10 protein-coding genes and 2 pseudogenes are annotated in these 14381 nt (G+C 44.8%); 4 read left to right on the top strand and 8 right to left on the bottom strand.

Annotated features, from left to right (window positions below):
- Positions 1-49: 49 nt before the first annotated feature.
- Positions 50-199: pseudogene (locus ACQZQY_RS14675) on the top strand (IS3 family transposase); the annotation flags it as partial.
- A 59-nt stretch (positions 200-258) separates the two neighbouring features.
- A complete protein-coding gene (locus ACQZQY_RS14670; protein ID WP_431295861.1) occupies positions 259-858 on the top strand; it encodes a hypothetical protein in 600 nt (199 codons plus the stop codon).
- Between the two features lie 287 nt (positions 859-1145).
- Here ACQZQY_RS14670 and ACQZQY_RS14665 read toward each other — a convergent pair whose 3' ends face one another.
- Entirely contained in the window at positions 1146-1925 is a 780-nt protein-coding gene (locus ACQZQY_RS14665; protein ID WP_431295860.1) for a hypothetical protein, read from the bottom strand.
- Positions 1922-2983 carry a hypothetical protein gene (locus ACQZQY_RS14660; RefSeq protein ID WP_340278517.1) on the bottom strand — a complete coding sequence of 354 codons (1062 nt, stop codon included), beginning with the start codon at positions 2981-2983 and terminating at the stop codon, positions 1922-1924. The genes ACQZQY_RS14665 and ACQZQY_RS14660 overlap by 4 nt, the downstream gene beginning before the upstream one ends.
- A 1198-nt stretch (positions 2984-4181) precedes the next feature.
- On the opposite strand from ACQZQY_RS14660, the gene ACQZQY_RS14655 reads away from it, so the two are divergent.
- Positions 4182-5315, top strand: coding sequence for a hypothetical protein (locus tag ACQZQY_RS14655; protein ID WP_431295859.1), 1134 nt, complete (start codon positions 4182-4184; stop codon positions 5313-5315).
- 489 nt (positions 5316-5804) lie between these two features.
- Here ACQZQY_RS14655 and ACQZQY_RS14650 read toward each other — a convergent pair.
- The 3 genes and pseudogenes from ACQZQY_RS14650 to ACQZQY_RS14640 form a co-directional block, all read right to left on the bottom strand.
- Positions 5805-6237 (bottom strand): annotated as a pseudogene (locus ACQZQY_RS14650) (zincin-like metallopeptidase domain-containing protein); the annotation flags it as partial.
- A gap of 128 nt (positions 6238-6365) precedes the next feature.
- Positions 6366-8855, bottom strand: a complete 2490-nt coding sequence (locus tag ACQZQY_RS14645) for a hypothetical protein (RefSeq protein ID WP_431295858.1) — start codon at positions 8853-8855, stop codon at positions 6366-6368.
- Positions 8856-9484: 629 nt separating this feature from the next.
- Positions 9485-10240 (bottom strand): HNH endonuclease, encoded by a 756-nt coding sequence (locus tag ACQZQY_RS14640; RefSeq protein ID WP_431295857.1) that lies wholly within the window; start codon positions 10238-10240, stop codon positions 9485-9487.
- Between the two features lie 291 nt (positions 10241-10531).
- Between ACQZQY_RS14640 and ACQZQY_RS14635 the strand changes: the two genes are divergently transcribed.
- Positions 10532-11230 carry an RluA family pseudouridine synthase gene (locus ACQZQY_RS14635; protein ID WP_431295856.1) on the top strand — a complete coding sequence of 233 codons (699 nt, stop codon included), beginning with the start codon at positions 10532-10534 and terminating at the stop codon, positions 11228-11230.
- 9 nt (positions 11231-11239) lie between these two features.
- On the opposite strand, the gene ACQZQY_RS14630 is transcribed toward ACQZQY_RS14635, so the two are convergent.
- The 3 genes from ACQZQY_RS14630 to ACQZQY_RS14620 all read right to left on the bottom strand — a co-directional run bounded on the left by ACQZQY_RS14630 (position 11240) and on the right by ACQZQY_RS14620 (position 14313).
- Positions 11240-11779: a DUF2058 domain-containing protein gene (locus tag ACQZQY_RS14630; protein ID WP_136375708.1), complete on the bottom strand. Its 540-nt coding sequence runs from the start codon at positions 11777-11779 to the stop codon at positions 11240-11242.
- A gap of 173 nt (positions 11780-11952) precedes the next feature.
- Positions 11953-13047 carry a GGDEF domain-containing protein gene (locus ACQZQY_RS14625; protein WP_431295855.1) on the bottom strand — a complete coding sequence of 365 codons (1095 nt, stop codon included), beginning with the start codon at positions 13045-13047 and terminating at the stop codon, positions 11953-11955.
- 291 nt (positions 13048-13338) lie between these two features.
- Positions 13339-14313, bottom strand: a complete 975-nt coding sequence (locus ACQZQY_RS14620) for a chemotaxis protein (protein WP_431295854.1) — start codon at positions 14311-14313, stop codon at positions 13339-13341.
- Positions 14314-14381 lie beyond the last annotated feature (68 nt).

Genomic DNA, 14381 nt, shown 5'->3' with positions numbered 1-14381 from the left:
AAGCCATTTTAAATGACTCTGAGATGTCTAACAAACCCGTAGCGATTCAGAATGTATCCATGGAGAACGCTTTGCCAGCCGGGAAATAATGCGGATGACGGTGTTTAATTATATCGAGTGTGATTACAATCGCTGGCGACGTCACAGTTCCTGTGGCGGTCTCAGCCCGGAACAGTTTGAAAACCAGAACTTCGCTTAGGGCCGTGTCCACATTACGTTGGTAGGATCAGTCTACCACCGAAAAAGAAGGAATTACTAGTGAAAACAGATGTGAAAGTCGGCCTTTTGAAGGAAAGACTAACCAGCTTGATGGATAAAGACAATCGTTGTGAGCGCCGCAGAAACGAGCTTACCCACCGACAAAACATTCTTTTCAAGATACTAAGCCAGGTAATCACACGTTATAGCAGTTTAGGCTTTAGCATCGTTTTCACTGGTGAAAGAAACCTGCTGTGTCATTCTCCTTTGAAAGAGGAAAAAGCAGATCTCTTTTCTTTCCCGGTGCCAACGTTCTCAATTGTGCATAAGGTTCCCGGCTTCAGGAACAGTGCTGAGCAAGAATCAAGTTCAACTCTACCTGTTTTACTGACAGAAGAAGTAGTTCGTTTTTATTTTACTCCAAACGTGAATGGAAATGGAGGCATTGACTATCGTTTTGAAGAGTTCATCCCCGGTGTCTCATACGCAGCAACAGGCTATTTGTCCTGGCAAAGCAAAAGTATGCTTGACGATGGAGATTACTGGCATTTCAACGTTAGCCCTTCTGAAGGACTTCAAAACAGGCCTGTTGATCTGGAATGTGTTGAAGAATGGTTGACAAGAATGTACACGCGCAATGCGATGATACCAAAGCAATAAAGACAAAAGGGGAATCTTACGGTTCCCCTTCTTATAATTTTGTATATCCCGGCAAAGCTAATTAAAGCGTCGTGGAGATGAAAGCCGTTTCATAACTCCCCACCTCTTACATACATCCTACGCAGAGATACCTAACCTACCATTGGCACCACATCCTTTCTAGCTGCTACCGATCAGAACCGTGTACTATCTAGATAAAAAGCATAAAAAACCCACAAAAGATGGCGTCTTCATTATGCACATCCATGGTGCTTATATATGCATAGGGTATGTATATATTGGTTTTCTCAACTGATTTTTTGTTTGACAAACTCATTTATAAACTCGATTGCACCCTCGAATTCAGATGCGTCACGAGCTGAAAGTTCTTGGCGTATTCTGTCCTCAGAAAATAACTTTTTTGATGTTTCAAGACTATCGAACACAACTTTTGGACATGACATTTCCTCGATGTCAATAACAGCTATAATTGATAGCATATCATCTGGATGTTTAATCACATCACCGTAGTTCTTTATTTCCTCTTTATCGTATAACTCCTGATTACCATGCCATGCAATTGATTTCAACCCTAACAAACACTCCAGATTTACTGTTGATACATTTTTAATTTCTTGTTTTGAACCCAAAATGAAACTATAAATTTCGTCGTCGAGCAATATAGCAGAGAAGTTTGAAACTCCCTCGCCAGCTTCAATGGGGGTGATATGTAATTTTTCTGACTCGGCTGCATCAAAGTAATCTGGTTTCTTTGAAAATAGCTCTATTTGACCCGGCTTATTCCCGCCTTTCAAGTCATCAGGTAACTTAAACCTATAGGCTGAACCACCGGGGTTACTGCCATTGAAAACCTTACCTTTATATCCATTCTCTTCAATGTAGTTTCTTAAGTGGATATAAAAGTTTTCGTCATTACTTTCTATAATCAAAACAATATCCAGATCAACAGTTTCACGAAACTGTACATCGAGTTTTTCAAAATGTAATGCACAGGCATTCCCGCCGATCAATATATAACCATTTGAGTAATCTCGCATGTAGTCAGAAAGAAACTCAATGCCAATCATGATTTACTCCTTACATTCTTAAGATTTTGAAATATATCCGTTTCCAGTTCGAAATATGATGATTTTACGCGAACTTCTTTTTTATTAACTCTAGACAGAGATAAAAATATCTTGTCAAGATAACCATTATTAACCACAGGTGCATAAGGGAATATTTGTAATAAGCAAACATCGTCACTTACATGTTCGTCGGTTTCCTCAAGTAGACTCAAAGCTTTGAAAAAATAATCACCCTCAATAGTTGCTGGCGTAATTGGTCTCATGTATCTATCAGTGTCGCTCATCGATATTCCCAGTTGCTGGTAGAACGGAGGGGATATTAGTGTATATTTAGATAACGCCGACTCGCCTGTCAAAAATGTGTCAAGATTTTTTATTTTCCCATTTCTGACAGGAATGAAACCGGTAGAAAGTTCTGCTATATTATTTCGATGTCGATTCCAAAGTGTTTGCCTGTCGCAGGAGAACTCAAACGAGCGAAGTTTACCCTCACCTGTTTCAACAATAATATTTCTTTCTATTAACTCTTTAATTGCTCTCGACACGGCCATTTTTGATACTTTTAAAGTATCTATAATATCAAAACTAACAAATTCATCATCAAAATAACCACATAGATAATACGCCATTAAGTATGATGGAATGACACCAAATTTTTTTTCATTATCAACAGTGATTTTCTTTTCTTTTAATTCATTTGCTTCTTTATGAATAAATAAAGATGATATAAAGGAATACTTATTAGGTATAATCCAGCCACCACCTATTTTCTTAATCATCCTTCTTGTTTCAAAATCTAACTCTTCGCTAATTATAATTAACGGAAGGTCAATTTTTGAAACTATCTTTCTAATGTAGAGAAAGTTGTTTGAAGTAAGCACAGATAGCTTATCAGATGCTATACATATGAAATCGGTGCCTTCTATTCTTATTATATAGGCAGATGCCTTTTGCCTTATTTGGAAAGGCAAAATGTCTTCTATGCCCTGTCGAACCTCTGTTTCTACCAGAAAGGATGAAGAAAGGTACTCCATTGCGTCAGTGATCAATTTCTCCATTTAAAGCCTCTTCATCTTATTTCATAGTCATTTTGCCATAGTAACCCATATGCGTTACTATGACAAAAGAGACCGAATAAACATTGTAACTATTTGAATATTCGGTGTTTTATCGTAACTCATTTGAGGTTTTATGAGATATTCTTCAACCACGACACAGAGTTATGCGTTACTTATCTTATGTACGAATATTAGGAACTGTAGCATTCAACTGTGCGATGCATTGGGTTGAACAAATCATGGCCACTAAATAGAGTGGCCACAGAGAGCCACCATGTCACTGCGTTTCAGCAATGATGAGTTTCTGTATACTCGGAACATGATGAATAGTAACTCATATGCGTTACTAACGTCGTTCTGATATCAAAATATTATTAACATTATGAATTTTATAGCTTTTAAAGTAACGCATTGGTTCGCTATTGGGTGAAGCCTAATGAGTTAAACATCTGCACGCGTTACTAAAATGCACCCACTACCCTAAGGATTGCAGTTTCAAATTAGGCTCGGTTGGGTCCTGATTGTTTTGTTGGTAAAAGAAACGTCGTGATAACTGGATTTGTTTGGAAGACGCGAGATTCTCCCTCGGGATTTCAGATAACATTTTATGAAAACATGAAACCCCTTTAACCAACTCGTGATGGCTACGGCCTATGCTCGTGAGCAATACCGTTTACACGGTACATACTTCTGGCAGGCTATGTATGAGTCCAGATATGTAGAACTTTGGCCAGGTGGCTTATGATCAACAGAGAATGGTGCTCAAATCCCCTGCTGCACTGGCGACCATGTATCGGTTAGCTATTGATGCAGAGTAGTCTAGGGTAAATGGCCTTCCTGGGGACAATTACTGACCAGAGGTGAAAAACGCTACCACGCCGATGGGCTTGCTCAATCCTTCACAAACTCGACAAGGATTCCCCGATATGTGAAGGGCTATCAGTAAGATCGGCATTGATTTCACCGCATGTACTACAGCGCTTACTGCTATGGCCGTTCGGCAAAACACGCTCGGACGTACCGAATCAAGTTTCGGTTTTAATTTGGTCATCACCAAATTACCCCCTAACCACATCAGCACTGACACTGATTTGCACTAAACGAGATGGCCGCCTAAGACTATATGATAATTACAGCGGCAAACAAAAATTAAGTAACCGGAACAGTTACTAACATCAATTCAGAGGACTTGTCAGACATGAGCAGACCTGTCACCTTAAACAAATCATGGTGGGAACATTTAGTTCCAAAGCAGCTTATCTGTCGCCGCCATGAAGTTGAATTTCTCATCAATGATTTTATAAGTTATTCAAGTTACGGTGCCGCATGGTTCAAGCAAGCCCAACAACCGAATGGTATTTTTCGGGTGGAACCTGGCCAGGTCGTCCCTAGCCTACATATGGTGTTTGTCGGAAAACGTCCTGGCTTTATTGCCCCGTTTGACAAGCTAAGGAATGGGCATCGTACTGTTAGGCAAGCTTCCGAATACGAGTCGGGAAAAGCACTTGGTGCGGATGAATTTTCGCTTCAGCCGATGATTTCTATCGATATTGCTACCGATCCGCTGCTCATTCAAGCCTCTGCCCAAGGTAAAACACGTATTGATGAAAGCTTGATAACACAACCCAGCCTGCTTTTCTCCATTCCGGCGCATTACCTGTTATCTCCCAAGCTCTTCCCGACTAATGCTTATGTCCTTTACCAGCATATTTTTGGTAATGGAGGCTCGTATCCTTTTGATGGTTTCTTTTATGTTGGGGTGACAACCCGCAGTTGGCAGAAACGATGGTCTGAACATAAGCGCGCCATCAATAATGGAAGTCCACTTCTTTTCCATAGCAAATTTCGGGAAGAAAAGCAGAAGGGGCGTGTTTCCTATTTGCATCATAAGGTAATGGCAATCACTGATGATCTTGAAAAACTCTACGCCGCCGAAGAATTTATGGTTGAGGGTCACTGGGACGACCAGCGTCGCCTAAACATGATCCCAGGAGGAAAATCAGGGCTGCGTTACCTGCGTGAAAATGGCATGATTAAATCGTCAATTGCCCCAATGACGGATGAGCGTGATGGCATCATAAGTACATGGCTCAAGGAACATCCGAGAAAGGGGCTGCCGGCGCCTTGGGTTGCGGAAAAATGGCGCGATAATGACTGGGCTATCGCCCAGATTTGTGGTCAAGATGGCAGATTATCCGTAAAGCAGGTACGTGCAATCCGAGAGTTGGCGAAAGAATTCTCAGCAGAGGAGATTTTTACTCGTATTGGGGCGAAGGATGTTGAGCAGGTTATCAGGGTAATCGATGGCATTACATATTCCCGAATTAAGTAGGACCCACTTGTAATGCCCGGAGCCACAGCTGGGGCATATCCATGTTTGTATGGCCAGTATCAGATTGTCATTGATTTCACGACATGAACTGCAGCGTTTACTGCTAGGTTCCTAACTGGCCACTGCCAGTAACCTCACCCCGCGCCAGATGTATTTGTACCACAACTGCGGGAAGAACTCACCGAGACCGACGTCAGCCTTGAGGCATGTCTGCAAACAGCCAAGAGCGGACACTACTGACATCAAGGTGTGACAATCAATGGGGAGCAGGTCAACACCACTCCAGTGCACCGGTTCATGCAGTCCATTGACGTAGAAATTAGTGGTCATTCTGGTGGTCTTGACAGAAAAGGAATTCAGGTTTAGCTTACTTATTAGCCAGTTACTGGTAAAGGCGATCCCAGTCAGAGGAGCCAAATTAAAGAAGCCCGCTTAAGGAAACTTAAGCGGGCTTTTTGTTTTTGTGTGATTGGTGAATCTCTGACAGGCTCAGATTTTAACCATCATATAACGGTGCGCTTTGGATGCCGAGCTAGCAGCCTTGAAAATATAGCGTTTGTCGTTCTTCAGTGCTTTCAGCCAGGAAGCGACATAGCTTTCATGCTGCACCTCTCCAGCAATCCCCAAATCAGCCATCAGGAACTCGCTTCTTAGTTCATCGTTCAGCTCTTCAAATGCATATCCCTCGGTGCCAAACTTCCCTTTCATTTAACGGTTCAGTAGATCATTCGCCCTTCCAGTGAACCAGCTCATGAAGGCGTTGGCGTAGAAATTGTCAGCATCGGTAAAAAGACAACGTTCCATTAAACGAATGTCATCGGTGGACGACGTTAAAAAGGCCTTATGTCCTTCTCTCTGCCGGACAATTTATTTCGTCATTCAGAGGCAAACCATCAATTGGTTCAACATTAAATACGGTGAACATCCACGCTAAACCTGTTTACTAAGCAGATAGAAGTGGACGGGCAACTTTGAGCAAAAAACGGACGTTGTGCTCATGCCGAAAACTGGAGTGGTTTAGCATCTGACCAACCACACTCTTGAATTACATTAATGATCCTCAGTATCTCGTGCAGTCAACACGGCAGCTTGCCGCACCTGACGACGCTGATTTCGCTTTTCCCACTTTGCTTGCAACCACTCGCTATGTGACGGCATATTAAGGTATAGCTGCTGGGTCATATCAGCCAGAATGCGAAGGTCATCTGTATAACCGCGCTGTCCATTTCCCATTTCGGCATGGCGGCCACCTGCAGTACTCCAAGCTTCATAAAGCGAATATGGTGCGAACAGCTCTAGACCAGTTAGGAGTACTACGGGAGCCCTTGTTTGCTGGCGCTCGGGAATGTATTCACGTCCCCAGACCGCGAGTTTTGCAATCCGCTGAATCTCGGCTGGGGAAAGGTCCCCAGCCTGCTTCATGGTTGCAAAAACGAGAATCGTGCCAGGAAAGCGGATAGCAAGTTGTTTCATTCTTTCCACATCTTCTACTTCAAATGCATCAGCTACTGCATTTTTCTCTTCGGAATTCTCGCCTCTGAAGCTTTTTGCCTCTCCAAATACGAGCTCTGCATGATGATCTAGTCCATTGAAGACTTTGCGTTGATGCCAGAGTATGAGATCAGCTTCAATGTGATTTTTAGGGGCCAACTTCAGTATTTGGCCAGTTGACCATGTGACTTTGGTGTCATGATTTCCGAATGTTTTAGCGAGAAATCTCAATGTGAGTGATGCGGCGTATCCTCCTCGAGCGTAATCAGGGAGTGCGAACGGACCAATAAGCCTGTAGGCCCAACGAGATAACTGACTTGAACTTGGATCTAATGATGGAAAACGGAACTTTTTTAGGCAAAGACTGCATGCTACTTCATGATCCAGTTCGCGAAGTGCATGCCATCCCCAAGTAGAGCATTTTGAACACTTCAACTCCAAGCCAAGTTCAACAGCACCACGTTCAATTAAAGTTTCTGCATTTTTATTTCGCCATATATCACCCTTCACCGCGTTTTTAATCTTGTTCTGAAATTCCTGGTTTTGAATTGAGGGTGAGATGGGGCTCCGCGAAATTTTATTTAGAAGCTTCACGATCTCTGCGTGAGCAAAGCTGCTAATGCCCCAGAAACCACCGAGTGTGTTAACAATTTGCTGTGTGGCTTGTCCTGCATCGGAGACTTGGCTTTCGATTCCATTGGTTTTTAGCCACTCACTGATAGAAGTTGTACCATCGTTTAGACGCCAGAGGTTGGACGTATTTTTGTAATGGCAAAAAACAACAAAACCTTCTGTCGTAGACAAAATTTTTCTCTGTATCGACTGAAAACGAGGGAACTTAGGCAATCGGTAATCATTGGGAAAGACGGTTGCGATTCGGTCTGTATTTGACCAATTTTGAAGTTTCACAACGTTCGTCCAACGAGCGTCGCTGTTGCCATATCTCTCAGCGAAATCTGGATGGAGATTGTCGAACCGAAGTTCGGTTCGGTCTGCGTCAATTTGCGTGTCGAACGTTTTTTCTCCTGCAGAAAGAATGGGGCGTGTATTACGAACGGCAAAATGTGGGGACGGACGCCAAATTGGAGGGTACCAATCTTGTCGGACATTTGCCCCCTCCCGATCTACGCGCAAATAGTCAGCATACAGTTGTTCGATGTCTGCAGAAGGGAGTGACCTTGCAAACAACACGTTAGCATGGGTCATTACGCCGTGTGGATTTCCTCGAAGCGGTCGATGGCAATGCTCGATGTATTCTCTACAGTACGGGGAAAGCACGTCGAGCCATTGGACTGGAATTGGGCGGACATTCCTCCTTACTGCACGAAGATTCCAATAGTCAATTAGATCGCGCGAGTCCTGTGCATCCATGACGAAGAGCGTTGGATCCGTATGGTCCTGATAATTAATCTCAATATTCGAGTGACCAATTTGTAATGCGGAATTAAATCCATCCTTGAACAGCTCAGTTAGCGAATCTGCGGTAAAAACGATCTGTTTGGGGTCAAAAGCATCGCGGAATCCTTGACCAAAATATTCAAGATCATCAGCCTCTGGAAAGCTCCCGAAAAGGCAGGCACAGAACGGCTTAAAAGATTTCGTCTGAGGTATGACATCTACAATATTGTGATCATGCCTACGTACGAATTGAAATTGCTTCTTATACAGATCTTTGTATAAGTCGAAGACATCAAGGCCCGCTTTGCCACTCGGTTCGTCTGCTCGTCTTAGCATGTCAGACAGTTGGAGTATTCGGTCTGGATCAAAGCCTAATCCTGTAGCCAGTCCCGCCTCAGCCTCAACGAGGAAATCAGGCTCGAAAGCATCAAGATAGCCATTTACGATCTGCAGGGCGCTTTCAGGTTTGTAATCATTCCTATCCCACCATTTAGGTACATGGCCGAAAATGGGAATGATAGGGTTGAAATTGCCACCCCACAAGCAGGTGTTTATTTGGAAGATTTCCAGCAATCGTTGATTGTCACTGGGTTTTATGAGGAATGCGAATCGAATTGGTCGTAGCGTTACGACGGCGCTGATGTGAGCCATAATTCTTCCTGTTGGAGTGTAGGGCGATCACCTTGAAGTCGCATAACCTATTTGTCAGGCACCGCGCAATTGAACGTTTACGGACATTCTACTTTGATTTATCAACCGTTTGAAAACGGTTTAAATATGAAGTGGAGTGGAAAAAGAAGCCATAGAACTACGCACAAAATTAAATTTAACGTTCAGTTAATAACGTCCGATCTGGCACAGAGAAAACTGTTCTAGGTCTTTGGACAGAATCAAGCTTCAAGCCGACTTTTTGATGCCCTTTCTAACTATCCTTGGCAGAGAACATCGTAGAAGGATCAACACATTAAGCGAAGTGTTTAAATCTTCTTTAAGCAACCCACAACTATTAGTGGTCATTTTCGTGGTCTGGACAGGATGGGAATTGAGAGTTTGCTTGCTTATTATTCAGCTGCAGGCGAAGGCGATCTCAGTCAGAGGATCCAAAAACTAGAAGCCCGCTTAAGCAAACTTAAGCGGGCTTCTAGTTTTTGTGCTTCATATCCAGAGTCAGCTCTGATTAAGTTGACGCTTATTGCAATATGGGCGCGATGCTGTCATGCCGATAATAAAACCTTGAAAACCTGTAACAAGGAATTATACGTCACGCTACTGACACGAAATTAAGGTTTCAGAAAATCGTTCACTTCATACAGATGGTTCATGAAAAGATGACGGTCATGACTGTGATGAGTTTTTTTATGACAGCGAGGGCAAAGAGCAACAGTATTATCGATGGTATCTGGCCCTGAATTTCGTAGAAACTTCACATGATGGACCTCCAGAAATACTGACTGAATGTCTGTCAATAAAGGCGTTGTTTGATTAGAACATCCCTGACACTGGCCATTAGCGCGCAAAAGGGTATATTTTTTAACCTGCTCACATCGTTCCACAATATCCCTGGTTTCAGAGATTTTTTGAGGATACCTGTTACCAGCAGGAATACTCATCGGCGTTTCATCGGAAATCAGGGTGGCTGGACTCACCGTTTTCCGTTGTAAAATTCTTATCCCATTTGATTGACCATTATTGGTGAACGTTTTCCATTTCTGAGTTGTTTCACCGATCAACGCCATATTTCTGACCTGAAGTTGGACGTTATCCCCTTTTCTCTTCAGCTTGCTTACCCTCGTCGAACCAACGACTTCACCCAACCATAACTGCGTCGGGAGTTTATTTTGAACGTAAAATATTAAGAGGTGATCAATGTCATTTGGCGCTACAAATCTCCAATTTCCTGTTGATACAGGCACGCCATTTTCCCATACGAGATGTAAGCCTTTCGTTTTCACTGCGGCAATGCCGGCATTATCATCTATGTTCTGTGAATTCAAAAACTCGTAGCAATTACTGAAATATTTAACCTCGGACATCATGATCTCCCTGTGTTTAAACACATTATCGGCAGATGACGTCTAAGCATGAGTATTTTAATTTGGTTAAAAGGCGACTATTTATCTCACTGTGAACCGTTTTTTACATACCCGTTCTCATCTGAAAATTTGCCAGAGGAGAAAACTTTCATGGAAAGCAGGTAATTTTCTGACAAAACCAAGTGAGTTATCTTTGCGTTGGTATTGCAGTGTTTATATTCGCCTTCACCCTGACGTCGTAACTCGGTTTAAAATTCGTTATCATCCGCTCCCACTTTCCGTCCGGGTTGCCTGATGTCTACGATTATCGATACGTTTATTGCCCCGCCGTGCCATGACCAGATTGAGACGCTGTATCAGGATGACCATCTGGTGCTCATCAATAAGCCGTCCGGTCTGCTCAGCCTTTCGGGCAAAAATCCGCAAAATCTTGATTCAGTGCATCACCGGCTGGTACAGATATTTCCCGGCTGCACGCTGGTCCACCGCCTGGATTTTGGTACATCTGGTCTGATGGTGATTGCCCGCAACAAAGCGGTTAATGCCGCCCTCTGCCAGCAGTTCAGCCTGCGCACCGTCACCAAAGTGTACAGCGCGCTGCTTTGCGGACATCTGGACCAAGATGAAGGGGTGATAGACGCGCCGATTGCCAAAGATCCGGCGCTTTTCCCTCTGATGTCAATTTGCGCACTCAGCGGCAAACCCGCGCGTTCTGGCTATCAGGTCATTGAGCGGTTTTATCAGGAACAGGATGACGGGGCGCCACTGCCGTTAACGCGGGTACTGCTCACTCCGGAAACCGGCCGCACGCATCAGTTGCGGATCCACTGTCAGCACACAGGCCACCCTATTCTGGGTTGTGACCTGTATGGCGGACTTTTGCTGCCGGGAACCGAACGGACACCGCGCCTGATGCTGCATGCCAGTGAACTGCATTTTGTTCACCCCGTCAGCCAGGAGCCGATGGTTGCCCGTCACGAAAGTCCGTTCTGAACCGGTTTATTACCACATCAAATCATCAGGCACTTTGAAATCAGCATACGGATCTTCTTCGTCTTGCTCTTCCTGACTCAGCGCGCTGTTCAGCACGATACTGCCCGCATCGCGCTGCGCAATTTTATCCGCGACGCTTGCCGGGATGATCGCGTATTCGCTCTCGCCATTGCTATCAACCAGCAGACGGGCGATCGCCAGACGCCCGCTGATCAGCTGGCTTTGCGTCGTTTTATCCACATAGATCTTTTTAATTAAGTTACCGTCGGTGAAGTTAAAACCAATATCGCCTTTGGCGTCAGTGATTCGGTTCATCTCAATCAGCTGCTTAACCTGAGCCTTATACTCTTTAGACAGGGCCGCCTGTTTTTGTTGTTCGCTCAGCTGTTTGTCACGCTCAAGCTGGGCTTTTTTGTTCTCTTCCACAGCCGCCCTTGCCTCACGGCTCTGAACACGTGATTTTTTAGCCGTTCTTTGGACTTTTTCCATTTTCTTGCTGGAGACTAATCCGGCTTTCAGCAGTTGCTCTTGTAAGGTGAGTTTTGTCATCTTCGTTTCTAAACCAGTTTAAAAAATTTGTGGGATTATACCTGTAAATGGCGGGGCTGTGTCAGGTTGCGGGATCGGATTACGCTAAGATTTGCGGTTAACCAGCCTCTTGCACGCCCCGCTTTCCGGCTCGCGGTATGAGGGAAATAAACGGGCGTTAACGTGAATGATAGTCAGGGCTCCCCTCTGACGTTCCCCTCGTCGGCATCCTGCAGGGTTTCCCAGGCGATGACCCTGTTCTTTCCCCGGGTCTTGGCCTGATACAGCGCGCTGTCGGCGTTGGCGACGGTGCCGTTTACCGGGGAACCCGGTGCATGTTCGGCGACGCCGACGGAAACGGTAATGCGGACACTGTCCGGCCCCTGGCTGGCACTGACATGCTCCTGGATTTTCAGGCGCATTTTTTCTGCCACCGGCAGCGCGTTGACGAGGCCGGAATTGAGGACGATCAGAAATTCTTCGCCGCCATACCTGCCGACGAAATCATTGCCGCGAATATTCTTTTTAATAATTTTGGCCACCGTGCTGATAATTTCATCGCCAAACGGGTGACCGAAATTATCATTAATTGATTTGAAGTTATCGATATCCAGCATAAATACGCAGAAATTGCTGCTGCTGTTTTCTTCCGCTTCTTTTAAATAGAGATCAATACTCCGCCGATTACTGACGCCGGTCAGCGGATCGGTTTCTGAGGCTTTTTTAAAATAATTTTTACTGGTCGAAAGGTCGGTCAGTTTTCCAAAAGAAAAATACAACACCATCAGGAATACCAGACTCATCAGCGTTTTGACGATCGCCAGTTCCCAGTACCCGTTGTCGTGCAGTGCGGAAATATGTGACAGCAAATTAATCGACTGGGCAATACTGTAGGATAAAATGACAAACATCATGCCTTTACGATGTGTCAGGCTGAATCCGGTCAGACAGATAAAATAGATAATGGAAAACACATCGTAATAACTGGTTTTCCCGAAAATAAATAGCGTGCTTGTTATAAAGCCTAAAATCAGCACCGGGTAGCCGTAGAAGATAAAGCCAAAGGTAACCGGAGCGATAATCACGCTGTAAAGACTGGCATGATTGACAGACCCTTCCTGAAAAATATAAGCGCTTGCCAACCCGAACAGCACACCCAGGCCGCACTTCACCAGCAGGCTGTTTTTCTGCGTAAACTTCACATATAAAAAAGGAATTGAAATACAGGTATAGGTAATACACATTCCGACAAGCGTATTTATTAACGTTTCTTCCAGGAAAAACATCATCAATCTTTCCAATATTGTGCGGACTTAATGTGCGCAATACTAACATTTCCCGAAAAGCAAAACAAAGCACCCGGAAATAACATTAATTACAATTATCCGCCGCGTGCCAGCGACTTAACATCATTAACACCATGAAGTTAAATGTGCATTATTTTATTGACATGAAACGGCAGTAATAAATAACGCACAGGGCGGTATCAGGAATATTTCCCTTACCGCCCTGCAATATATCGAAAACTGAGCCAATCCTGACCGGAAACACGCAGGGCAGGCCGCTGCCCTTTTCAGCCGTTACGCCACCGCCGCCGCTTTGGCGTCCAGCGCTTTGTGAATTGCCGCTTCCAGTTCGTTGATTTCGAATTTGGCGACGTAACCGTCAGCCCCGACTCTGCGCACGTGATCTTCGTTGGCGCTGCCGGATAAAGAAGAGTGGATGATCACCGGAATATTTTTCAGGAACTCATCGCGCTTGATATTGAGCGTCAGCGTAAAGCCATCCATTTCCGGCATTTCCAGATCGGTTAACACGAAGGAAATTTTATCGGAAATCGGGCGGCCTTCGGCTTTGCACTCTTCGGCCATTTTGCGGATTTTATTCCAGGCTTCCAGACCGGTGATATGCATCTGCGCCGGAATTTCCATCATGTTCAGGCCCTTCTCAAGCATCGAACGCGCCACTTTGGAATCTTCCGCCACGATCGCCACCGCGCCCGGTTTGAGAGAAAACGCCTTGGTTTTTTGCTTATCGATGGACACGTTGCTACTGGACGGCACGATGTCATAGAGGATCTGTTCGACGTCGAGCACCAGCGCCAGACGGTTGCTGGAGGTATCGTTATCCAGACGCGCAATGCTGGTGATGTTGCGGCTCTTCACACCGGATTCCGCAGCCAGCACCTGGCTCCATTCAAGACGGACGATATCGTCCACCGATTCCACCGCAAACGCCTGTGTACTGCGCGCATATTCGGTGACCAGCAGAATGTTCAGGCCGGTTTTAGGTACACAGCCCACCACGGCAGGCAGGTCGATCACCGGAATAATTTCACCGCGAATATTGGCCATCCCCATCATCGGCGAGGCCATACCTGCCGCTTTCGTCAGCGCAGGCATCGGTACGATTTCACGGAGTTTAAACACGTTGATACCAAAGAGTTCAGACTTTTCTTCATCTGGCGCAGAGCCCAGACGGAACAGCAATAATTCAAAGCGGTTAGATGAAGTGAGGTTCGTTCTCTCATCAATGTCTTTCTGAAAATTGTCCATACTTTCCCCAGGCCTGTCGTGATTTGTTTTTGTCTGTGATTACGCTGTGCGTCATTCGGAAAATAAGG

Origin of the sequence: Rahnella sp. PAMC25559 (assembly GCF_050632365.1) — a bacterium.
Taxonomy (GTDB): domain Bacteria; phylum Pseudomonadota; class Gammaproteobacteria; order Enterobacterales; family Enterobacteriaceae; genus Rahnella; species Rahnella rivi.
The sequence above is the reverse complement of the archived record's forward strand: the minus strand, read 5'-3'. Positions and strand labels throughout refer to the sequence as shown.

Bases quoted from the DNA above. Each gene is read 5' to 3' on its own strand.
- ACQZQY_RS14665 (WP_431295860.1), bottom strand. From the start codon at position 1,925: ATGATTGGCATTGAGTTTCTTTCTGACTACATGCGAGATTACTCAAAT.
- ACQZQY_RS14660 (WP_340278517.1), bottom strand. From the start codon at position 2,983: ATGGAGAAATTGATCACTGACGCAATGGAGTACCTTTCTTCATCCTTT.
- ACQZQY_RS14655 (WP_431295859.1), top strand. From the start codon at position 4,182: ATGAGCAGACCTGTCACCTTAAACAAATCATGGTGGGAACATTTAGTT.
- ACQZQY_RS14645 (WP_431295858.1), bottom strand. From the start codon at position 8,855: ATGGCTCACATCAGCGCCGTCGTAACGCTACGACCAATTCGATTCGCA.
- ACQZQY_RS14640 (WP_431295857.1), bottom strand. From the start codon at position 10,240: ATGATGTCCGAGGTTAAATATTTCAGTAATTGCTACGAGTTTTTGAAT.
- ACQZQY_RS14635 (WP_431295856.1), top strand. From the start codon at position 10,532: ATGTCTACGATTATCGATACGTTTATTGCCCCGCCGTGCCATGACCAG.
- ACQZQY_RS14630 (WP_136375708.1), bottom strand. From the start codon at position 11,779: ATGACAAAACTCACCTTACAAGAGCAACTGCTGAAAGCCGGATTAGTC.
- ACQZQY_RS14625 (WP_431295855.1), bottom strand. From the start codon at position 13,047: ATGATGTTTTTCCTGGAAGAAACGTTAATAAATACGCTTGTCGGAATG.
- ACQZQY_RS14620 (WP_431295854.1), bottom strand. From the start codon at position 14,313: ATGGACAATTTTCAGAAAGACATTGATGAGAGAACGAACCTCACTTCA.